Origin of the sequence: Ferruginibacter sp. HRS2-29, assembly GCF_024343615.1 — a bacterium.
Taxonomy (GTDB): domain Bacteria; phylum Bacteroidota; class Bacteroidia; order Chitinophagales; family Chitinophagaceae; genus Ferruginibacter.
The window spans coordinates 1-21,459 of sequence record NZ_RJUB01000024.1 but is presented as its reverse complement, the minus strand read 5'-3'; the positions used below and the strand labels follow the sequence as shown (position 1 = coordinate 21,459).

At 42.9% G+C, this 21,459-nt stretch carries 18 protein-coding genes; 5 read left to right on the top strand and 13 right to left on the bottom strand.

The features are described from left to right. Positions 1 to 90 precede the first annotated feature (90 nt). Positions 91 to 1,140: a 23S rRNA (adenine(2503)-C(2))-methyltransferase RlmN gene (gene rlmN, locus EGI32_RS09025; protein WP_255155068.1), complete on the top strand. Its 1,050-nt coding sequence runs from the start codon at positions 91 to 93 to the stop codon at positions 1,138 to 1,140. Positions 1,141 to 1,179: 39 nt separating this feature from the next. Here rlmN and EGI32_RS09020 read toward each other — a convergent pair whose 3' ends face one another. The 5 genes from EGI32_RS09020 to EGI32_RS09000 are packed head-to-tail and all read right to left on the bottom strand — an operon-like array spanning position 1,180 to position 5,387. After that, the gene (locus tag EGI32_RS09020; protein ID WP_255155067.1) at positions 1,180 to 2,094 is read right to left on the bottom strand and encodes an SIMPL domain-containing protein; all 915 of its coding nucleotides are present in this window, start codon (positions 2,092 to 2,094) and stop codon (positions 1,180 to 1,182) included. Between the two features lie 27 nt (positions 2,095 to 2,121). After that, positions 2,122 to 3,192: an SIMPL domain-containing protein gene (locus tag EGI32_RS09015; protein ID WP_255155066.1), complete on the bottom strand. Its 1,071-nt coding sequence runs from the start codon at positions 3,190 to 3,192 to the stop codon at positions 2,122 to 2,124. A gap of 51 nt (positions 3,193 to 3,243) precedes the next feature. Then, complete coding sequence (locus EGI32_RS09010) at positions 3,244 to 3,810, bottom strand: hypothetical protein (RefSeq protein ID WP_255155065.1); 567 nt, start codon at positions 3,808 to 3,810, stop codon at positions 3,244 to 3,246. A gap of 9 nt (positions 3,811 to 3,819) precedes the next feature. After that, positions 3,820 to 4,392, bottom strand: coding sequence for an RNA polymerase sigma factor (locus EGI32_RS09005; protein ID WP_255155064.1), 573 nt, complete (start codon positions 4,390 to 4,392; stop codon positions 3,820 to 3,822). 14 nt (positions 4,393 to 4,406) lie between these two features. Continuing rightward, positions 4,407 to 5,387 (bottom strand): hypothetical protein, encoded by a 981-nt coding sequence (locus tag EGI32_RS09000; protein ID WP_255155063.1) that lies wholly within the window; start codon positions 5,385 to 5,387, stop codon positions 4,407 to 4,409. A 204-nt stretch (positions 5,388 to 5,591) separates the two neighbouring features. Here EGI32_RS09000 and EGI32_RS08995 point away from each other — a divergent pair, with 204 nt between their 5' ends. The 3 genes from EGI32_RS08995 to EGI32_RS08985 all read left to right on the top strand — a co-directional run bounded on the left by EGI32_RS08995 (position 5,592) and on the right by EGI32_RS08985 (position 8,236). Next, positions 5,592 to 6,170: a hypothetical protein gene (locus EGI32_RS08995; RefSeq protein ID WP_255155062.1), complete on the top strand. Its 579-nt coding sequence runs from the start codon at positions 5,592 to 5,594 to the stop codon at positions 6,168 to 6,170. Between the two features lie 109 nt (positions 6,171 to 6,279). Further along, positions 6,280 to 7,530 carry a pseudouridine synthase gene (locus EGI32_RS08990; RefSeq protein ID WP_255155061.1) on the top strand — a complete coding sequence of 417 codons (1,251 nt, stop codon included), beginning with the start codon at positions 6,280 to 6,282 and terminating at the stop codon, positions 7,528 to 7,530. Further along, positions 7,517 to 8,236: an RluA family pseudouridine synthase gene (locus tag EGI32_RS08985; RefSeq protein ID WP_255155060.1), complete on the top strand. Its 720-nt coding sequence runs from the start codon at positions 7,517 to 7,519 to the stop codon at positions 8,234 to 8,236. The genes EGI32_RS08990 and EGI32_RS08985 overlap by 14 nt, the downstream gene beginning before the upstream one ends. Before the next feature lie 88 nt (positions 8,237 to 8,324). Here EGI32_RS08985 and EGI32_RS08980 read toward each other — a convergent pair whose 3' ends face one another. Together EGI32_RS08980 and EGI32_RS08975 are read right to left on the bottom strand one after the other, a co-directional pair. Next, positions 8,325 to 9,488, bottom strand: a complete 1,164-nt coding sequence (locus tag EGI32_RS08980) for a PLP-dependent aspartate aminotransferase family protein (protein ID WP_255155059.1) — start codon at positions 9,486 to 9,488, stop codon at positions 8,325 to 8,327. A 113-nt stretch (positions 9,489 to 9,601) separates the two neighbouring features. Beyond that, the gene (locus tag EGI32_RS08975; RefSeq protein WP_255155058.1) at positions 9,602 to 10,036 is read right to left on the bottom strand and encodes an OsmC family protein; all 435 of its coding nucleotides are present in this window, start codon (positions 10,034 to 10,036) and stop codon (positions 9,602 to 9,604) included. A 68-nt stretch (positions 10,037 to 10,104) separates the two neighbouring features. Here EGI32_RS08975 and metX point away from each other — a divergent pair, with 68 nt between their 5' ends. Then, complete coding sequence (gene metX, locus EGI32_RS08970) at positions 10,105 to 11,112, top strand: homoserine O-acetyltransferase (protein WP_255155057.1); 1,008 nt, start codon at positions 10,105 to 10,107, stop codon at positions 11,110 to 11,112. Positions 11,113 to 11,199: 87 nt separating this feature from the next. Here the strand turns inward: metX and EGI32_RS08965 are convergent, their stop codons facing one another. From EGI32_RS08965 to cysK, 6 genes are all read right to left on the bottom strand, one after another. Continuing rightward, positions 11,200 to 14,124, bottom strand: a complete 2,925-nt coding sequence (locus EGI32_RS08965) for a TonB-dependent receptor (protein ID WP_255155056.1) — start codon at positions 14,122 to 14,124, stop codon at positions 11,200 to 11,202. A gap of 258 nt (positions 14,125 to 14,382) precedes the next feature. Further along, a complete protein-coding gene (locus EGI32_RS08960; protein ID WP_255155055.1) occupies positions 14,383 to 15,906 on the bottom strand; it encodes a TSUP family transporter in 1,524 nt (507 codons plus the stop codon). A 9-nt stretch (positions 15,907 to 15,915) separates the two neighbouring features. Continuing rightward, positions 15,916 to 17,664 (bottom strand): assimilatory sulfite reductase (NADPH) hemoprotein subunit, encoded by a 1,749-nt coding sequence (gene cysI / locus EGI32_RS08955; protein WP_255155054.1) that lies wholly within the window; start codon positions 17,662 to 17,664, stop codon positions 15,916 to 15,918. A gap of 61 nt (positions 17,665 to 17,725) precedes the next feature. After that, positions 17,726 to 19,432, bottom strand: a complete 1,707-nt coding sequence (locus tag EGI32_RS08950) for a sulfite reductase flavoprotein subunit alpha (protein ID WP_255155053.1) — start codon at positions 19,430 to 19,432, stop codon at positions 17,726 to 17,728. Then, positions 19,416 to 20,270 (bottom strand): uroporphyrinogen-III C-methyltransferase, encoded by an 855-nt coding sequence (gene cobA / locus EGI32_RS08945; protein WP_255155052.1) that lies wholly within the window; start codon positions 20,268 to 20,270, stop codon positions 19,416 to 19,418. The genes EGI32_RS08950 and cobA overlap by 17 nt, the downstream gene beginning before the upstream one ends. Positions 20,271 to 20,395: 125 nt before the next feature. Further along, positions 20,396 to 21,307, bottom strand: a complete 912-nt coding sequence (gene cysK / locus EGI32_RS08940; protein WP_255155051.1) for a cysteine synthase A — start codon at positions 21,305 to 21,307, stop codon at positions 20,396 to 20,398. Positions 21,308 to 21,459 lie beyond the last annotated feature (152 nt).

The following is a 21,459-nucleotide window of genomic DNA, read 5'->3' as shown; positions in this document are numbered from 1 at the left end:
AGTAGCGAAGAGTTAAGCGAAACACAAAAAATCAAGTCTGTCCAGCATCTGGTAGCCAGCATCTAGCATTCAGTCCTTACCTTTGCATTTATGTCAGTCAAGAAAAATATACGCGAATTCACCCTTCCTGAGTTAAAAGAATACTTTGAAGCCATTGGCGACAAAAAATTCAGGGCCATGCAGGCGTATGAATGGTTATGGAAAAAAAATGCCCGCAGTTTCGACGATATGAGCAATCTTTCGCTCGAATTGCGCAAAAAACTGGCAGAAGAGTTTGAATTAAAGCCACTTACGGTAGATGTTACCCAGCATAGCAGCGATGGTACATTGAAATCCCGTTTCAGAACTTTCGACGGACACCTGATAGAAGGCGTGATCATTCCTACCGAAAAACGGAGCACCGCCTGCGTTTCTTCCCAGATCGGCTGTAGTCTTGCCTGCAAATTCTGCGCAACGGGGTTGATGGAGCGTAAAAGGAACCTTCATTTTGACGAAATATACGACCAGGTGGCATTGCTCAACGAACAAAGCCTGAAGATGCACGGCACCGGATTGACCAATATCGTTTACATGGGCATGGGCGAACCGCTACTGAATTATAAGAATGTATTGAAATCGATCGAACGGATCACGGCCAGCGATAGCATGGCGATGAGCCCGAAAAGGATCACTGTTTCTACGGCGGGTGTGGCCAAAATGATCCGCCAGCTGGGCGATGATAAAGTGCGATTCAACCTGGCGCTTTCCTTGCACGCTGCCACCGACGAAAAGCGCAACCGCATCATGGCCATCAATGAAACGAATAATATCGCTGCGCTGATCGATGCGCTGAATTATTTTTACGAGCAGACAAAAAACGACATCACCCTCGAATATGTTTTGCTGAACGGTGAAAACGATAGCCTGGAAGACGCTGAAGACCTGGTAAAAGTTTACCGCAAAATCCCGACGCACCTGGTAAACGTGATCGAATACAATTCTGTAGCCGGAATTGATTTTGTAAAATCCGGTGAAGACAGCACACAGATCTTTACCGATTACCTGGCCAAACATAAAGTAAATGTACGGGTACGCCGCAGCCGCGGAAAAGATATTGACGCGGCTTGTGGACAGCTGGCCAACAAGGATAAAGTAGCTTAGTCCCCTGAAACAGCTCCTGCTTCAGGGGACACAATACTATTATCGTACTTGCTTCTCCAGTGCATAACCCACACTCAATGTCAACACATATTGTATACAGGGTTCTGGATCGGCGTTGTTGATGACTTTATCAAAACCTGCATAGTTGATACCATCATAATAAGCGGTCTTATTTTTACGGGCGATCTTCTTCATGTAATATGAATTATAATCACCCTCGAGAGAAGATGATTCTGCTGCTTCGTATTGTTTATACTGGTCGTTGGGAAACGAATAATAAAATTTATCGCTTACAACAGGCCGGCCAATGATCCTGGGATTATAACGCTGAACATAATCGCTTTGTTTTTTTGCAATGATGTTATTGGCTTCCTTCAACAGGTTTGCATAGATCGCTTCCATATCATTGTTCTGGTATTCTACTTTTACAATATCATATATTTCACTCTCCGAAGCTTCTGCTATCAGCTGTTCGATGAGTTCATTCTTATTGACAGAGACGATAACATTCTTTTTGATAAGAAACCCTTTTTCCAGTTGTTCATAAGTATTCGTTGCCTTATCTGTTTTTTGAAAATCGTAAAGCTTTGTCTGCGATATAAAATCGACAAACACATTTTCTTTGCTTATACCATATTGCTTGAATTGTGAAGTGAATTTTGTTATTCGTTCATTGATAGCTGCCAATGCCATTTTCGGCGTTTTTGCTTCCTGGCTCACACCGAAGGTTATCATGAATTTATCAGCACGCTGATTCAGCAGCACACTTACCGAAACCTGCATATCGCTATCGGTAATGGCAAATTTGCGGACACTTTTATTGGAAAATATTTCGTAATAATTATCAGTGTTCCGGTAAACTATGTTGCCTGAATGCTGTGCCTGCAAAGTGCTGCAAAAGAAGTTGGTTATTAGTAAAAATGTAAAGCCGGAAATATATTTTTTAAAATTCATATCGTTAGTTTTTAAGAAAAAAGTTGATTATTTTTTTGCTACAGATGATTTATTAGGAAGCCCCAGCTCTTTACGCTTCAGTTCCAGGTTCAATTCCATTTCTTTCAGCTGAAATTCCCTTACCCTGGTATTGTAAGCCTTATCCTGCTCCTCCCTTTCAGCATCGTAAATAGTGAACTGCCCCTTTAATGAAAAATATATCTGTACCATCGGCTCATTTACAACAGGATTGATGACCTTATCAAATTGTTTGTCCGTCACCTTATCATAATAACTTGTCTTTTGCTTTTCAGCATAATTGTATTGCACCGGGATGGGCTGCCCTTGCCTGTCCTTTTTGGCATTCGCATAATACGGTGCCAGCCCTGCCTTGTAAGCATAATATTGCGCATAACGTTCTGCAGGAAATGCTTCGCCCTGCATTTCACCCACATTGCTGAAACGGGTACGGATACCCGCTTTTTCCATAACCTGTTTTTTATCCATCAAAATCCTCAATGCTTCCGCCCTGAGCTGAGCGAGTATCGCGTCTTTATCATCAATATTATAATCCACTTTCACCAGGTCATACACCTCTGCTTTCGCGGCCAGCGCTATGATCTCGTTGATCTGGTTTTGCTCTTTAAAAGTGACATGCACATTCTTTTTCATTTCAAAACCTGTAGGCACTTCGTTGAAAGTCTTGCTGAGTTTTTTTTCTGTCACTTCAGTTTCATAAGTAGGCACCATGCTCACCGGATCTGTAAAGATGAATTGCGCTCCCAGCCCTTGCTGCTTCAGCATATTCTGAAAGATATCCGTGCGGGCACGCATGGCGGTTTCTGCTTCTTCTACAGTTTTACCAAATTGTGTAAGGCTGAAGATCGCCACATAAGAAGTAGCTTTCACATTGATCATCACATTGGCCTCAAGCAGGGAAGAAAAATTTGCGCTGCTGTAATTGTTGATAGCAAGATTGACCGGAGGTGTGATGTAGCCTGGATTACCGAAAGTGTTATTACCACTCGTTACTGCATTGCCGGCGATCTGGGCAAATGAAGAATGATAAGAAAAAAGCGCTGCGAATAAAATAGCAGAAAGTGAGAATAATTTTTTCATATTTGATTTTCTTAGCTGTACACACCACCAGGAAAATCGTTCAAAAATAGTTTAATAAATTTCTGTCACCAGGTCAAGCAGTTCTTTTTCATCACTTACCGTTTTACAAACGGAAGCGTATACCTGCAAATTTTTATCCGTATTGTCAACCTCTGGCTGCTGAACTTTTTTTTGAGGTAAAACTTTCGCGATGAAAATCTTATCAACAGGTTTTTTCTGTTGGGGCTGAAAAGTATTGGTATCAGGTACTGTATGATTATTTCCTGCAATTGCAGGAGAACTATCATAAACAGGCGTATCTGTTTTCACCAATGGAATGTCGGTATGTTTTTCTTTTGGTAAAAAAATGGCTCCCGCAATGAACAACAGTATCGCTGCCGCAGCTGCATACCAGTAGCGTGTATGTGATCTTTTTCCAGATACTACCATGGCATGAAGCTCGTCTTTAACATGCGCTGAAACTACCGGAACTTCCTCATTTTCTTCAGCAGAGACCTGCAGCATTTTTTTCAACAGGTTAAATTCCTGCTCTGTTGCGGCCAACTCCTGCAAGGATGCCTTTTCTTCGGCATTCAATTCAACCCATTCTTTTTGTTGTATGATCTCATCTGCCTGCATAAAAGTTATTTATGGATAAATAGATAATGTTTCAAAATCCCTGAGTTTTTCTTTCATCTCTTTGAGCAAATAAAATATCCGAGACTTGATCGTTCCTTCTGGAATACCCAGAATGCTGCTGATATCCGGTACCGAAAGATTTTCCTGGAACCGCAGGATATAGAGCGCCTTTTTTTCTTCAGGTAATTCATTGGTACAGGAATGAACCGCTTCCCTGAACCGTCGCATATCGGGATTGACAGCACTTACAGCCAGCACCGGCTTCTCCAGTTGCTGATGCAGCACCCGCACCTCTTTTTTTCGATATTCATTTTTACACATATTGTTTGCAATGCTATATATCCAGGTTGAAAAATTTCTTGTCTCATCAAAACCCTCCGCATGTTTGATCAGCTTGATAAAAATATCTTGTGTGCAATCTTCCGCCAGTTCTTTATTTTTCCACAGCATCCTGAAAAAATAACTGAACAATTTTTGTCCATAACGTTCATACAATTCATCGAATGCGGCTGTGTACCCTTTTTTTATAAAGGGCAGCAATTCTTCATCGCGGTATGTTTTGTATGAAAGCCTGGATATCATGCTCAGCAATAGTATTATCGGTTCAACAGATTTTTCACCATTTCGGTTGTCCCGGTCAGCATTGCCAGGTGATCGATCCGGCTTTTACTTGCCGAAGCCTTAGGGTCATTATTTTCTAAGTAATTTTTGTATTGAATGATCAATGATGGAAGATAATTCCGGTAAATAAGCCTGTCTTCCTCATCGAGAAAATTAACCGCATCCAGGTATTGAAAAGAAAAATTTTCGAATATTTTTTCCAGAGAAAAATTCTGCGCTTTTTTTGTTCTGATCAATAAACCCGTATATAATGCATCCGGATATTTTTCCAATATTTCCTTTCCCAATGAAAGACATAAATAAGCATCAGTTGAAACCGTATTGTCGTAATATTTCAATCCTATATCAGGCCGTATTCCATAAACCTGTTGAAGGATGGCGAGCGGCACCAGATCGTTCAAGCCTTTGGCATAAATGATCCCGTTTTGCTCCGCAGACATCAATGTATTGTAATGATATTCATATTTACTCTTCGGCATCGGAGCTGCCTTATTGATCAGTAAACAGTATTCTCTCAACGATTGCCTGTTTTCTTTGATGATCGCCAACTGCGCAGCATAAGGGTACACCGCGGTTTTATCTTCGGCCAATCGCAATGCATCGGATAAAGCCGCACTATCTTTTTTACCCGATTGCAGAAATATCATGAGCGAATATTGCCAGGTGCCGACAATGTATTGCCTGGAAGTGCTCAAAGCTTCTTTGAGTTCTTTCGCCTTTTCTGTTCCGGACAGCGCCTTGTCGCGATCTACCCAATTGTAATAATTGAACCATGCATTTGCATCAGCCGGTGTCAGTTTTACCTGTTGTTTCCAGTTTCCGGCCTGGGCCGCCACCTTCACCGAAGGGATGGCACTGGTGGCAGCTTCTATCTGCTGAGGTTTGTTTACAGACTGAGATTGCGCCTGAGTAAACAAAATGGTCGTAGATAAAATGATGCTGAAAAATAGTTTCATAATGTGCTGTACAACCGTGAATCGGTTTCGTTCAATTTAAAGTAAAATTATTTTGAAATTAACAATTGTTCTCAATCAACTCAAAATCAATGCATTAATACCAAAATTCAGTATTACAAAAATCGTTAACAGTTCTTTTATTAAACTATTGGAACAGCACTGCGTCTATGACGGCACGCAAAACAATTAAAAACAAAAAAAATCATGAAAAAAATAATCGCATTATCATTCGCATTTGCAGCTTTTACATTCGCTGCTTCAGCACAGGAAATCAGGAAAACCACAGATCCTAAAGTTAAACAAGAACATAAGCATCACGGCGGTCACAAAGAAATGATGAAAGGTATTAATCTTTCGGATGCCCAAAAAAGCCAGTTAAAATCTATCAAGGAAGATAAATCGCTGACCAAAGAGCAGCGAAAAGAAAAAATGAATGGCGTATTTACTGCCGACCAGCGCTCTGCAATGGCAAAGAACAAAACCGAGATGCAGGCCAAAAGAAAAGAAATGCACGAAAAAAAGGCTAAAGAAATGCAGGAAAAACTGGGCCTGAGCAATGACCAGGCTGCAAAACTAAAATCGCAGCGTGAAGCCACTCACCAGCAGATGAAAGCCCTGAAAGCAGATCAGTCCCTGACCAAAGAACAGAAGAAGGAAAAAATAAAGACGATCAAAGCTGCAGCGAACGAACAACGTAAAACCGTACTGACAGCCGATCAGTTGAAGAAAATGGACGAAATGAAGAAAGAAGGCAAAGGCAAATATAGGAAATTATCTAAATAAGCAAGAATACCCGAACCTAAACCGAAGCGCAACAATAGTTGCGCTTTTTTTATTTAAACAGTACCTTTGTAACTCATCTACTGTTGGAAAACAGCAAAAAATCTACATTATGAGCCAGGACGGTTTCAAAAAATTTACCGCTAAAAAGAAAAACAGCGTTGTAAAAGAACAATTTCGCCAGGAAAAAAAACAAGCCAGAAAAGAGAAAAACGCTTATTTCGATAAGCTGAAGGAAGAAAAGTACCAGGCAAGAATGGCTAAGAAAAAAGGGCTTCCGTTGCCATCTTCTACGCCTGCAACAACCGTGGAAAAAGCTATCGCGAATGTTTCAAAACCTGTTATCAAAACTCCCGTAGTTTCCGGCCAGAAAACAACCGATGAAGTGATGCCATTGAATAAATTCCTGGCACATTGCGGGGTTTCTTCCCGCAGGGATGCGGTGGAACTGATCAGCAAAGGCCTGGTGAAAGTAAATGGCAACCCGGCGACAGAGCCTGGGTACAAGGTTCAGCCGAATGACGAGATCGTTTTCAACGGAAAGAAATTATTTGTTACCAAGAATCTTGTCTACATATTACTCAACAAACCGAAGGATTACATCACCACAACAGATGATCCGCAGGGGCGCAAAACAGTTCTCCAACTGATACAGAAAGCGACCACAGAACGTGTATACCCGATCGGCAGGCTCGATAGAAATACCTCCGGAGTTTTATTGCTGACGAATGATGGTGATCTGACACAAAAACTGTCTCATCCCAGCTACGAGATCAAAAAAATATATGAAGTAAAGCTGGATAAAAATCTTACCAAAGCACATTTCGATGAAATACTGGCCGGGCTTACGTTAGAAGATGGACTGATATTGGTTGACAGCCTGGCGTATGCTGATAGCAAGGATAAATCTATCATCGGAATTGAAATACATAGCGGCAGAAACAGGATCGTACGCCGTATTTTCGAATCGTTGGGTTATGATGTGAAAGGCCTCGACAGGGTGATGTATGCAGGATTGACAAAGAAAAATGTTGAGCGCAGCAAGTGGCGTTACCTGAGCGAAAAAGAAATTCGTTTGTTGAAATACATGAATGAATCGAAAAAGAAAAGCAAAAAAACGGATGCCGTCAAAGAGGAAATAAAAACAGACAGTAAAAAAACTGCAGCGCCTCTTGAAACCAAAAAAGCGGCAGAGCCAAAGCTTACTGATAAAGAGATCGCCGAGGCTATCGGAGAAAAAACAATCCCCGTAAGCAAAAAAGCTGGTAAAGAAAAAGAGGTAAAAATCCCTAAAGCCAGAAAATTCAAGACACACAGCGAGAAAAAAGAATTCAATAAAAACAGCAAAGGTGGCAAAAAATAATTTTACCGTTGTTTATGAAAATGACGACTTTGTTGCTATCAACAAACCTTCCGGGTTACTGACCATTCCTGATCGGGAGCAAACTGAAAAATCCCTGAAGGAATACCTGAAAGATAAATACGGGGATATATTTACAGTTCATCGCCTGGATAAAGACACCAGCGGATTGGTATTGTTTGCAAAAAACGAGGCAACGCATAAATATCTTTCCAAACTTTTTGAAGACAGGAAAGTGGAGAAATATTACGTAGGGATCGTGCTGGGCAGACCTGCCAATGACAAAGGAGAAATTGAAGCCCCTATCGGCGAAAACCCCGCCCATAAAGGAACTATGAATGTCCACCGCAATGGAAAACCTTCGCACACAAGTTATGAAGTGATGGAGGGTAACAAATATTATTCGATGGTTTCGTTTCAACTGCATACCGGCCGTACACACCAGATAAGGGTGCATTCAAAAGAGATCGGTCATCCGTTAGCGGTTGATGATATGTATGGTGATGGCAAACCGGTGTTGTTATCTGCTATCAAGAAAAAATTCAGGTTAAGCAAACATGATGACGAAGAACGACCGATGATCTCAAGGCTGGCATTGCATTCTTATAAACTGATTTTTGAAACTGCCGATGGAGAAAAACTTGAACTGGTGGCAGAAGTACCAAAGGAATTCAGGGCACTGATGCAGCAGTTGAAAAAGTTGAATTAGGTTTCACGCAAAGGCGCAAAGCTAAAATACAAAAGGCGCAAAGTATTGTTCTTTGCGCCTTTGCTTTTCTTTGCGGCTTTGCGTGAAATTAACTTTTATCCAGCGCCTGCAGAATATCGGCCAGAATATCATCCACATGTTCGAGGCCTACAGAAATGCGGATAAGTCCCGGCGTTATGTTCACCGACCGGCGTTCTTCTTCCGTTAGTTTCGCATGTGTTGTGCTGGCGGGGTGCGAAGCAATGCTTCTTGTATCGCCGAGATTGGCGGTGAGCGATAACATTTTCAGGTTATTAAGAAAATTGCGGCCGGAATCCAATCCGCCTTTCAATTCAAAACACACGATACCTCCACCGTTCTTCATTTGTTTTATCGCGATCTCATGTTGCGGATGGCTGTTTAGAAAAGGATACCGCACGAAAGATAATTTTTCATGCCCTTCCAGTGTCGTGGCAATTGCCAGCGCATTTTTTGCATGCCGTTCCATCCGTACATCCAGTGTTTCGAGGCTTTTACTCAATACCCATGCGTTAAAGGGCGATAAAGCAGGCCCTGTGCTGCGACAAAACAAATAAATTTCATGAATCAATTCTTTTTTGCCCACTATCACTCCACCCAATACTCTTCCCTGACCGTCGATCCATTTAGTGGCGGAATGTACTACCAGGTCTGCTCCATACTCTATCGGCCTTTGGCCGAATGGTGTGGCAAAGCAATTATCTACATTGAGAATGATATTGTGTTTTTTGGCCAATGCGCCTAACATCTCAAGATCTATCACCTCCAGGCCGGGATTGGTTGGTGTTTCAACATAGATCATCTTGGTATTAGGTCGAATAGCCGCTTCCCAGTCTCCTGGTTTATCGGCAGCCACGTAGCTATATTCTATTCCGAAATTCGGGAGGTATTTTTTTATCACTGTGTGTGTACTTCCGAATATGGAACTACAGGACAATAAGTGATCCCCTTTTTTCAACAACGCCATAAAAGCCCCAAAGACCGCACTCATGCCCGATGCGGTGGCAAAGCCTCCCTCGGCGCCTTCGAGCGCCACCATCTTATCTGTAAACTCATTTACATTTGGATTGCTGAAACGGCTATAGATATTATCATCCGATTCGTCGGCGAACGCAGCACGCATATCTTCAGCATTATCAAAACAAAAACTGCTGGTAAGAAACATGGGCGTAGCATGCTCCATTTCATCGGTACGATTGATTTGCGTGCGTATGGCTTTAGTAGAAGGATGCATAAATCAATTAAGAATTAAAGATTAAGAATTAAGAATTTGCCAGGTTGAAAGTCTTTTCATTAAAATGAAAATTATTTCCGATGAAAGAATTATTCATTATTAATTATAAACGATTAATTATTTTCTATTTTTTCAACCCTTGATTCCCATGTGAGCAGGGTGCCGCCTTTCTTCAGTGTTTCAGCAACCGAACAATATTTTTCCATGGATAAAGCACAAGCTTTGGTTGCTTTTGCAGGATCTATATTTCCTTTCAATGTAAAAACGATGTGTACATTCTTCCAGAGAGACGGTTCTTTTCCCGGCTCACGCTCTCCTTCAATGTGCATGGAAAAACCTTCGACTGTTTCGCGTTGTTTCTTTAAAATAGATACTATATCGATGGCGCTGCAACCACCTAGTCCCATCAGCAGTAGCTGCATCGGGCGAACGCCGAATCCGGTACCGCCAATGGCTTCGCTGCCGTCAATCCTTACAATATGCCCTTCGGTATCGGTGGCTTCAAAGCCATAATCGCCCTGCACCCTGTCTAATGCTATTTTCACCATTTTACAATATTTATGCAAATGTAATTCAAGCATGCCTTTACTTTGCATTTTGAAACTTTAATTTGCTGATGAAGGAATATATCCATTCACATCCTTTTACATTAGAAAACGGGAAGATATTAAATGGCATAACGATCAATTATGCTACTTATGGCGAGCTGAATGCGGACGCTTCAAACGTTGTATGGGTTTGCCATGCGCTTACGGCGAATGCGGAAGTTGCTTCCTGGTGGCCGGGATTGGTGGGTGAAGGTTGTTTTATTTCGCCGGAAAAACATTTCATCATCTGCGCCAACATCATCGGTTCCTGCTATGGCAGTACCGGACCAGCAAGTATCGATCCTGCCACGCAGCAACCTTACCAGCAGAATTTTCCGCAGGTTACCATACGCGACATGGTACAGGCTCACCAGCTGCTACGCGAACATTTGGGAATAAAAAAAATACATCTGCTCATCGGTGGTAGCATGGGCGGTTACCAGGCACTCGAATGGTGTGTGATGGAAAAAGACAGGATTGAAAATTTATTCCTGCTGGTTACTTCCGCCACCGAAAGCGCCTGGGGAATTGGTATTCATTCGGCTCAAAGGCTCGCTATCGAAGCCGATCCCACCTGGAACACCGCCATTCCCCACGCCGGACAAAATGGATTGAAAGCCGCGAGGGCCATCGGTATCCTGAGCTACAGGAATTATAATAATTTTGTTCAGAAACAATCGGATACGGATACCGAAAAAACAGACGATTACCGTGCCAGTTCCTACATAAATTACCAGGGACAAAAACTTGCTTCCCGTTTCAACACACATTCCTACTGGCTGCTTACAAAAGCCATGGACAGTCATCATATCGCAAGAGGACGAGGGGGAAATATTGACAGCGTGCTCGCCTCAATTACTCAAAAGACACTGGTGATAGGCATTAGCAGCGATATCCTTTGCCCCGTTAATGAACAAAAACATTTGGCTACTGCCATACCCAATGCTACTTATGCAGAGATCGATTCCGATTATGGGCATGATGGATTTCTGATAGAGACAGAAAAGATCACGGCAAAACTCCGGGATTGGTTGTAAAAAGATACCGGTTACCGGATGCCGGATATCTTAGCGAAATTCTAACTATTAAGACATCCGGCATCCGGTAACCAGCATCTGGCATCATCATTTCAACAAGCCATCCACTGTTATCGCTACATAATACAATGCACCGATCGTTGGGCCGCCTGCATACTGGATGCGCCTGTTATTAAGAAGATTGGTTCCGCCGAATTTCACGGTAGATTTTACTTTAGGAATACGATAAGTCACCTGCGCATCTATATTATTGATAGCTGCTACCTGGCCTGTTACCAGCGGGCTTTCCCACAGGAAGCTTTCCTGCCATTTCCATACGATATTAAAACCTACATTTCTTGTGATAGCCCTGTTTCCGAAAGAAATATTCGATGTCCATTTTGGAGTGTTGAAGCCTGTAACGAAAAGATCAGGCGTTGCATTTCCTTTGATATCATTAAAATTAAGGTTGCCGGAAATGGTGAAGGTCTTGTAAAAATTATACGTGAGACCTAATGAAGAACCATATGTAGTGTATTTATTTTTGGCATTCGTGTATACCCTGTAGCGCTCCTGTCCTTTGCTTGCGCTGTTTCCACCGCTTGCCGTGGTAGCATCCCTGTTGCGATCTACCATTGCAATCACAGCTGCATCACTGCCGATTGTTTCGCCGATCGGAACATATACCTGCACCTGCCCCAGGAATCCATCATAAATGTTAGCATAGGCATCCACATCTACTATAAGTTTATTATCAAACAAAACACTCTTGTACCCTATTTCAAATGAATTGATCCCTTCAGGTTTTCCTTCCGGAAGATTACCGGGCTGCAGCAAACTACGATTCGCCAATGCTGCTGCATCCGTGTTACCAGCGGCTTTCACTGCGGCATTGAAGATGGCCACAGAAGATTGTGTGTAGCTGTTATCCCGATAGCCGAGTCCTTCATTAATGACCGGAAGAATACCAACACGTTTCACCCTTCCATTATTCACGTAAGACAATGCCTCAAACAAAGCAGGGAATCGATAACCCTGCTGAAAAGTAACGCGGAAATTGTGTTTCTCTTTAAGCGTATATACTGCGGCAAGGCGTGGTGTGAATTTGGTAGAAAATTCCGGATTGTAATCTCCGCGAATGGAACCAGTGAGTTTCAGTTTATCCTGCAATAATAATTTTGTCAGCTGTACAAATCCACCGAATTTTTTATAGTGTATCTTACTTCCATAAGAACCATCCGGCAAAGGAGTATTCCTGTCGGCGATAGGACGTTTAAAGTCCACGAAATTATTTCCGTCAGGAATCAACTCATACACACGGGCATCGCCACCAACAAGCACGTTTACAAATTTCACTTTTTCCGTAAGATCCCATTGCCCTTCGATATGATACAGGTTACTCTTTTGCACCAGCGCTGCTCCACCGGTAACAGGTGCATTGGGAATTGCAGATGATTTAATATCCCAGTTATTGATGCTGATGATCGTATCTTTCAGGGCTTCAAACCTGGCAGTGCCGGGCTCCGCACGTCCCAGGTCAGCCTGCTGGCGGGCATACTGTGTAGCTGCCGCAAGATTGGCAGAAGTAAGACTACCGCCATTATTGGCTGCATAAGCATTCAGGGCAGTTTTATATTTTGCTCCCCAAACACTTGCACTGCCTCCCGAATAAAGATCGAGATTATCAGCCAATGGTTTTACATTATAAGAATCGCCGGTATTTTCTTTGGTGATGTATGCTTTCACAACATAATTTTTGCCTTTCAATTGCAACTGGTGATTTTGTACTCTCACATTATCCAGTTTAATTTTATTACCACGCTGGAAAACACCATCCATTTTGCCGAAACGATAGCTGTAGGATATCTCTGTATTAGTATTGAATTTATAATGCACTGCCCCGTCGAGCTTCAGGTTATCCACTTTTGGATCTACCAGGTCTTTTTCCCAATAGCCCGTACGCGCCACCGTTAGTGTTTTATTTGCAGCGCCATCGATCGTGAGGCCCGTAATTGAAACAGTATTACTTCCTGCCAGTGCATCATCACCGTATTTATTCCAGCCGTCGAATACGATATTGTTTGAACCATTCAATGCAGGATAGGCAGGGTTTGCTGTGTTCCTTGTGTTAGGATTCTGATCAAGCCTTGTATCCGATATCCAGTCGATAGCCTGCAGGTAACTACCATTTACCTTGAAAGCAAGCTTGTCTTTGATCAGTACTTTTGCGTAGCGTAATGCAGTCTCGGTGAGGATCCCGGCAGAATGATCTTTTTCATCCACATGGTTTACACCCGTACGTTGAAACACACTCAGCCCTTCCGTGGTGAAAGGATTTTTTGTAAGCAGGTTAGCCAACCCATTGATCGCGTTCATGCCGTACAACGCAGAAGCCGCACCTGGCGTAACCTCTATGCTTTGGATATCCAGCTCTGTGGGACCGATCGCGTTACCCAATGGTACACCAAGTGTTGCCGCCTGCATATCTATCCCGTCCACCATCTGCATGAAGCGGAAGTTGTTGGGGATATTAAATCCACGTGTATTCGGAATTTTAAATGTGATGGAAGAAGTAGTCAACTGCAAACCTTTCACGTTTCCAAGAGCATCATAGAAAGAAGCCGCAGGAGTTTCCTTAAGCGCCTTGATATCCAGCTTTTCAATGCTTACCGGGGAACGAAGGATCTTTTCTGCAACCCGGCTGGCGGTTACCACCACTTCATTTGCGAGGTAAGTTTGTGTGTTCAATTGGACTGCTACCTTTGATGTAGCATTCTTCACCTCTATCTCCTGTACTGCATATCCCACAGATGTGATCACCAGCTTGAAAGGAAATTTCTGGTTCACTACCAGCGAAAAAGTCCCGGTAGAGTCGCTGATAGTTCCGGTAGACGTGCCTTTCACCACTACGGATGAGTTTGCAAGGCCCTCGTGGTTTTCTCCTATCACACGGCCACTCAATATAAATGTACCATTCAGCTGCGCCGAAGCAGCTATTGGTAAAATAAATAATAACACTAATAATTTTCTCATTTTAAGTTTTGGTTTAAAGCGTTTAAGTATCAGGAAATTGTTTTCATTCATCATAGTGTCGGGCTATGAACAACATCGCGATTTACTATTTTGTATCCTTTTCATTTTGCTAAACTTAAGTCTATTATTTTGGTAGACTAAAAATATACAGTGTGATAAAATTTTCATCACGGTACCTAAATTTGTGCGCAAATATAGTCTATTGTTTTAGTAGACTAAAATTATACATCAATTTATTTTAAATAAATTTCTATTTTTTTAAAATACGTTGATGAGGATTTTCAGGCTCCAGATAATTACCAGCACGCCCAGCAGGATCAGCGTAGCTTTTCTTGGAAGCCTTCCTGCAAGCTTAGCCGCTATAGGTGCTGCAAGTAATCCACCTACGATCAATGCTAATATCACCTGCCAGTGGCTTACACCCATGAGTGTAAAAAATGTAAGGGCGCTCGCAAGTGTAACAAAAAATTCTGTAAGGCTTACAGATCCGATAACATACTTAGGGTTGCGTCCCCGTGAAATTAATGTCGTTGTAACGATCGGCCCCCAACCTCCGCCGCCAAAGGAATCCAGGAAACCGCCCGACCCGGCAAGTAACCAATGATTCTTGAGGTTTTTCTTTTTTTGCATTTTACGGAATGCGGTGATGATGATCTTTATTCCGAGAAACATGGTGTAGATGGCCATGATCGGCTTTAGCCACGAAGCATGCGAATTGCCAAATTCGCTTAACAAAACAGCACCGATCACGGCACCGATGACACCAGGTACCACCAAGGCCCAGAATAATTTTTTATTGACATTACCAAACTTATAATGACTATATCCTGATGCTCCGCTGGCAAACATTTCTGCTGTGTGTATACTACTGCTGATAGCAGGAAGGCTCACACCCGATGACAATAATATTGTAGCACTTGTAACGCCGTAGCCCATACCCAGCGCACCGTCTACAAGTTGTGCAAGAAAACCGGCTAATACCATCCACGGAAACGTTTTATCAAGCTGGCCGTAGAGATTGACTGCTGTATCCTTTATTGTATGGAACGGGATATAAGAAAAAATGAAATGCCCGATGAGCATGAATGCAAAAGCCGAAACAGAATAAGTGGCAATACGTTTCCAGTTGCGCTCCTTTTCTGCAGAATCATTTTCTACCAACACTTTAGTGATATCATTCAGTTTTTTTACTTTGGCTTCAAAATTTCCATTGAGTTTGTTGCGTATGGAGTTGAGATTTTTTATAATGTCATTCAGTTGCTCTGGTAATGCATTATTCAACACTTCTTTTAAGCGGACAGCTGTTGTGGGTGATTTGCCATTGGTAGAAATCCCGATCTTGAGATTTCCCTTCTGCACAATTGATCCCAGGTAAAAATCGCACAGATCCGGCGTATCTGCCACATTCACCAATATATTCCGCTGTTTGGCTTCGTTGCGGATGAATGCACTTGTAGCTTTATCGTCTATAGCGATGATCGCCACTTCCTTATTCTCCAAGTCGGTGTAATCGTATTTTTTTTCTTCCAGTCTTACGGATGGATGTAAGGATGCCAGTAGTTTTACGTCATCACTTATTTCAGCCGCCACCACCGTTACTTTAGTTGAGGGAGAATTATTCAATATCGCCGTAAGCTTTTCCAATCCTACTTTTCCGGCACCTACCAATAACACATTCAGTTCTTCCAGCTTAAGGAAAACCGGGAAAAGATGGTTCGAATCCGTATGCCGGTTGCTCACGTTATCTTCCGGTACAGCAGTGATGTCTTGTTCTATTGGCATGTCAGATTATTAAACAGAGGTTACTAATATTTTTCTTGTGGCAAAATCCCCGAATGTTTCTTTTTCGATCCTGCCGGTTTTATAAGCCGCAAAAAGTTCATCTAATGTTTGCAGCAAACCATTCTCATCCAGGCTTTCTTTGTACTTCACGTTCAGCCTGGTACCTTCCCTGTCTCCTCCAATGTGCAGATTGTAATGGCCGGCCGATGTACCTATAAATCCTATCTCGGCCGCATAAGGTCTTGCGCAACCGTTGGGGCAACCGGTCATCCTTGAAATGATGTTATCATCAGACAAATCATATTTTGCCAGGATCGGTTCCACTTTTGTGATAAGATCGGGAAGGTACCGCTGCGCTTCCGCCAACGCCAGGGGGCAGGTGGGCAGCGCTACACAGGAGATCGCATTTTTTCTGAACGAAGAAGTCGCGGCATCCTTTGTGATGATATCATATTTCTGCAGAATGGATTCTATACTATTTTTATCCGCATCTTTAATATCACTGAGGATAACATTCTGATTACTCGTAAACCTGAAATTCACGCTTCCTGTTTCTGCTATTTCAAGCAATGCAGCTTTCAATGCTACTTCCTCCGTATCCATCACACGCCCGTTTTCTACAAACAATGTATAATGCCAGTTGTTTTCATGATCCTGCATCCAGCCATATAAATCAATTCTTTTTTTGAATTCATACTGCCTGACCGGTTCAAGCTCAAATCCGATCCTTTGCTCCAGTTCTTTTTTAAATGTTTCAACACCCATATTATCCAGGGTGTATTTCAGCCGAGCCAGCTTGCGGTCGCTCCTGTTTCCAAAATCACGTTGAATGGTCAGCACTTCATACACCGCTTTCATTGTTTTTTCTTCCCCTTCGGTAAAACCAATCACAGTGGCCAGGCGTGGATAGGTATCAGGATTGCCATGAGTGGTAGATAAACCACCACCAACCGCGATGTTGAAGCCCACCAGTTTTTCATTTTCGATCACTGCTATCAATCCAAGATCATTGGCTAATACATCCACATCATTATTGGGAGGTATGCCAATCCCGATTTTGAATTTTCTTGGCAGGTACCTGTCCTGGTACAACGGGTCATTTTCACTGTACTCTTCTATTTTTTCCTCATCAAGCCATATTTCATAATAAGCCCGTGTTTTGGGCAAGAGCATTTTGCTGATCTTATCGGCATAAGCATGTATCTCTTCATGCAAGGGAGATTCTTTGGGATTGCTGCTGCAGACCACATTCCGGTTCACATCGCCGCAGGCGGCAATGGAATCAAGTTTTGCCTTATCAAAATCCTGCAACGTGGGTTTGATATCATGTTTCAAAATACCATGCAGCTGTATCGTTTGCCTCGTGGTGATCTTGATGGTACCTGTTGAATATTTGCCAGCAATATGATGCGCCGCCACCCACTGATCCGATGTCATCAATCCGCCGGGGATACGCATACGGATCATGAAAGAAAAAAGTTTATCCAGCTTTTTCTGCGCACGTTCTTCCCTGAGGTCACGATCGTCCTGCTCATACATTCCATGAAACTTCACCAAAGCATGGTCGGCTTCACGTACCGCACCGGTAATCTCATCCCTGAGGCTTTCCTGCAGCGTTCCACGAAGGCCATGGCTTTCGGTCTTGATCTTTTCTACTGCAGATAATTTTTTTTCTGACATTTTTTTTATTTCACTAATTTGATTCCGCTTGCAGCGGAATGGATTACACGAATTACACGAATTAAATCCAGGCAGCACAAACTTTTACTTTCTTAAACATCGAAGGCTTGACTATTCACTATTGACTATTCACTATTCACTAATACACATCCTTCATATACCTGCCATCTGTTTTCAATTGTTCAAAATATTTTACAGCTTCTTGTTTTGTTAATTTTCCTTCCTGTTCAATGACGGCGAGTAATGCGGCTTCCACTTCCTTGCTCATCGGGTCTTTTTCGCCGCAGAGGTAGATATACGCACCACCGCTGATCCATTCAAACAAACCCGCCGCTTTTTGGAGGAGCTTAGTTTCAATCGTCACCCTTTCATCCGCACCATTATTGAAAGCAAGATTAATATTGGTGAGTACGCCTGTACCAAACCAATTCTGCCATTCTGTTTGATAATAAAAATTTCTTGTAAAATCATCTTCTCCGAAGAACAACCAGTTGCGGCCCGAAGCCCCGGTAGCATCACGCTCTGCCACAAAAGACCGGAAAGGTGCGATGCCTGTACCAGGCCCGATCATGATGATATCTTTATCTTCCGCCGGAAGTCGGAAACGTTTATTGGGCTGTATGAAAAAACTGATCTCATCGCCTTCCTTTTTATTATCGAAATAAAAAGAACAAAGACCGGTCTGTTTAGCCCCCTTCACCAAAAATTCGTCTTTCAGTGCAATGATGTGCACTTCATTCCCATGCGCATTAATGGAAGAAGCAATGTTGTAAATGCGGGGCGCTATGGCATTCAAAGAAAGAATGAATGGTTCGTATTGGTAAATATCCGACAAAGGATAATTGCGCAACAAATCAATAAGATCAACCCTTTCAGCCGGCAATTCCTGTGCGGCTAATATGCCATATTGTTTAATGAATTTCTCCAGCAGAAAACTGATGTTCAGTTTTTTATTCAGCAATTCGCCGATAGTAAATTCTTCCGTTTTATAAGTAACCATCCTGTCCGCATCGATCTTTGTCAATGCCAGTATTTCCTGCACTATCAGCGGATCATTTTCAGGCACAACGCCGATAGAATCTCCGGGTAAATAATCCAGGTCATCTGCCACCATCTCGATGTGAAATGTTTTTTTATCCGAACCTCTTGCATTCAGGTCTATACTTGAAAGGATCGTACCGGTATATATTTTTTTGCCAGTAGTTTTTTTTGCCGGTTCGGCCACAACGGGTTTTGCATAAGGAGCAACAGTAACAGTATTTCCGAGCGAACTCAGCAATTGCTCAAACCATCTGTCAGCTTCGGTTTCATAATCCAGGTCGCATTTCTGCAACGGGTAAAAACGGCTGGCACCGAGTTTTTCCAATTGGGTATCCACATCTTCGCCGGTTTTGCAAAACATAGGGTAAGCCGTATCACCCAATGCCAGCACAGCATATTTCATCGTAGGGATCCTGAAACCATTGTTATGCAAATGATCATAAAATTTTTGCGCAGCAATCGGTGGTTCACCATCTCCCTGTGTGCTGATGACGGTAACAAAATATTCTTCCCTGGAAAGGTCGTTGAGGCGATATTGATCAAGGCTCACCAATTTTGCATTCACGCCATTCTTTTTTGCCTTGGCGGCAAAATCAACGGCAAGCTTTTTTGCATTGCCGGTTTCTGTTCCGTAAGCGATGGTGATCTTTTTGGCGGCTACGCCGGAGGCCACATCGGGTAATGGCTTTGGCGCAGCAGCATCCGTTACCAGACCGGAAATATATCCGTTGGCCCATATCAACTCTTCTTTTGTGAGAAGCGCCGTGAGATCTGTCAACGCTTTTAGTTTAAGCTCTGCTAACATGTTTCCCTGCTTTTTGATTATCCGTAATGCTGTTAACTTTTGCCACCAGTGGCTCGAAATAATATTCGGTACTGCCACTGTTTTGCAGCCATGCAAATTGCTGATGCAACGCCACCACTTTCCCGATGATCACCAACGAAGGCGACAGGAATTTTTTACCGGCCAGTTTTTCTTCATAACCATCAAAGCTGCTGATATGAATGTTCTGCATCGGAGTGGTGGCCTGCTCTGCTACCGCGAGTAATTTATCAGGTGAAATATTGTACTGCCGCAATTTTTCTACCACAGTTGCCAACGTTTCGCTGCTCATATACAGCACCAGCGTATCATTCGTTTCCGCAAGTTCCTTCCAGTATTCTTCGGATACCACATCCGATTTGTAGTATGTAAGAAACCGCACCGCTATTGAATAACCACGTGCAGTGAGCGGGATGCCTGCATAAGCAGCTGCGCCTAATGCGGCTGTAACTCCCGGCACGATCTCGTACTCTATTTCATTTGCTTTCAAAATTTCCAGCTCATCCAATATGTTGGAAAAAATAGAAACATCCCCACCTTTCAGCCTTACAACAAATTTTCCCTGTAAGGCATACTCCACCAATAGTTCGTTGATCGTCTCTTGCGGAGTGGATACGCCACGGCGGCATTGTTTTCCTACTGATATTATTTCTGCCCGGGGCGAAACAAACTGTTCAAGTATCTTTTCGCTTACCAGTCTGTCGGTAAGCACCACATCAGCCATACCGAGATAACGGGCAGCTTTCATCGTCACCAGTTCCGGATCGCCCGGACCAGCAGCCGCCAGTATCACTTTGCCTTTTGATGTTACGACACTCATACAGTCTACTTTTTTAGTAGGATAAAATTCTATTCATTTTTCATTGTGCTGAACGAAACTTCTTCTAAACAAAATCCAAAACCTTTAGAGGAGATTGCTTCGTTTCTCGCAATGACTGTTCTAATTTAATACAGACCTTCGATTGATAAATACCTCTCTCCGGTATCATAGTTGAACGTCAGTATTTTCGAACCTTTTGGAATATCTGCTAATTTTTTTGCGACAGCGGCCAGGGAGGCACCGGAGGACACTCCCACAAACAATCCTTCCTCTTTTGCAGCTCGCTGTGCAAATGCATATGATTCATCTTTCCCCACCTGGATGATACCATCCAATGCACCGGTATTTAAGATCGATGGAACAAATCCTGCCCCGATTCCCTGTAGCGGATGCGGCGATGGAGCGCCACCACTCAATACCGGCGACAGTTCCGGCTCTACTGCAAACACTTTCAGGTTTGGAAATTTCGCTTTCAATATTTCGGCAACGCCGGTGATATGGCCGCCGGTTCCCACACCGGTGATCATATAATCCAGGCCTTCCGGAAAGTCGTTCAGTATCTCCTGTGCAGTTGTTTTTTTATGGATCTCCACATTTGCTTTATTGTCGAACTGCTGTGGTATCCATGCGCCAGGCGTAGATTCGGCAAGCTCTACAGCCGCTGCTATGGCCCCTTTCATTCCTTTTTCGCGGGGCGTCAATACAAACTCTGCGCCATAGGCAGACATGATCTTTCTTCTTTCCACACTCATGCTTTCCGGCATCACCAGGATCAGTTTGTACCCTTTAACCGCAGCTACCAGTGCCAACCCGATACCGGTATTGCCACTTGTAGGTTCAATGATCACGCTATCTTTATTCAACAATCCTTTCGCTTCAGCATCTTCGATCATCGCCAACGCGATCCTGTCTTTAATGCTTGCCCCGGGATTATTTTTTTCGAGTTTCACCCACACTTCATGATCGTTTCCAAAAAGCCTGTTAAGCCTCAGGTGCGGGGTATTTCCGATTGTTTCTAAAATGGTATTCGCTTTCATATTTATTATTTTGGTAGTTGTTAAAAGAAAATTTATATCACAAAATTCAATGCCTCTGGCAATGGATTATTGTCCCGTACTTTTATTTCACTCTTGTGATATACGATCGAATGATCCGGCACACTGTAGGTCAGCCATACGTTTCCGCCGAT

Bases quoted from the DNA above. Each gene is read 5' to 3' on its own strand.
- EGI32_RS08965 (WP_255155056.1), bottom strand. From the start codon at position 14,124: ATGAGAAAATTATTAGTGTTATTATTTATTTTACCAATAGCTGCTTCG.
- EGI32_RS09000 (WP_255155063.1), bottom strand. From the start codon at position 5,387: ATGAAACTATTTTTCAGCATCATTTTATCTACGACCATTTTGTTTACT.
- EGI32_RS08995 (WP_255155062.1), top strand. From the start codon at position 5,592: ATGAAAAAAATAATCGCATTATCATTCGCATTTGCAGCTTTTACATTC.
- rlmN (WP_255155068.1), top strand. From the start codon at position 91: ATGTCAGTCAAGAAAAATATACGCGAATTCACCCTTCCTGAGTTAAAA.
- EGI32_RS08990 (WP_255155061.1), top strand. From the start codon at position 6,280: ATGAGCCAGGACGGTTTCAAAAAATTTACCGCTAAAAAGAAAAACAGC.
- EGI32_RS08950 (WP_255155053.1), bottom strand. From the start codon at position 19,432: ATGTTAGCAGAGCTTAAACTAAAAGCGTTGACAGATCTCACGGCGCTT.
- metX (WP_255155057.1), top strand. From the start codon at position 10,105: ATGAAGGAATATATCCATTCACATCCTTTTACATTAGAAAACGGGAAG.
- cysK (WP_255155051.1), bottom strand. From the start codon at position 21,307: ATGAAAGCGAATACCATTTTAGAAACAATCGGAAATACCCCGCACCTG.
- cobA (WP_255155052.1), bottom strand. From the start codon at position 20,270: ATGAGTGTCGTAACATCAAAAGGCAAAGTGATACTGGCGGCTGCTGGT.
- EGI32_RS09015 (WP_255155066.1), bottom strand. From the start codon at position 3,192: ATGAAAAAATTATTCTCACTTTCTGCTATTTTATTCGCAGCGCTTTTT.
- EGI32_RS08975 (WP_255155058.1), bottom strand. From the start codon at position 10,036: ATGGTGAAAATAGCATTAGACAGGGTGCAGGGCGATTATGGCTTTGAA.
- EGI32_RS09005 (WP_255155064.1), bottom strand. From the start codon at position 4,392: ATGATATCCAGGCTTTCATACAAAACATACCGCGATGAAGAATTGCTG.
- EGI32_RS09010 (WP_255155065.1), bottom strand. From the start codon at position 3,810: ATGCAGGCAGATGAGATCATACAACAAAAAGAATGGGTTGAATTGAAT.
- EGI32_RS08960 (WP_255155055.1), bottom strand. From the start codon at position 15,906: ATGCCAATAGAACAAGACATCACTGCTGTACCGGAAGATAACGTGAGC.
- EGI32_RS09020 (WP_255155067.1), bottom strand. From the start codon at position 2,094: ATGAATTTTAAAAAATATATTTCCGGCTTTACATTTTTACTAATAACC.
- EGI32_RS08980 (WP_255155059.1), bottom strand. From the start codon at position 9,488: ATGCATCCTTCTACTAAAGCCATACGCACGCAAATCAATCGTACCGAT.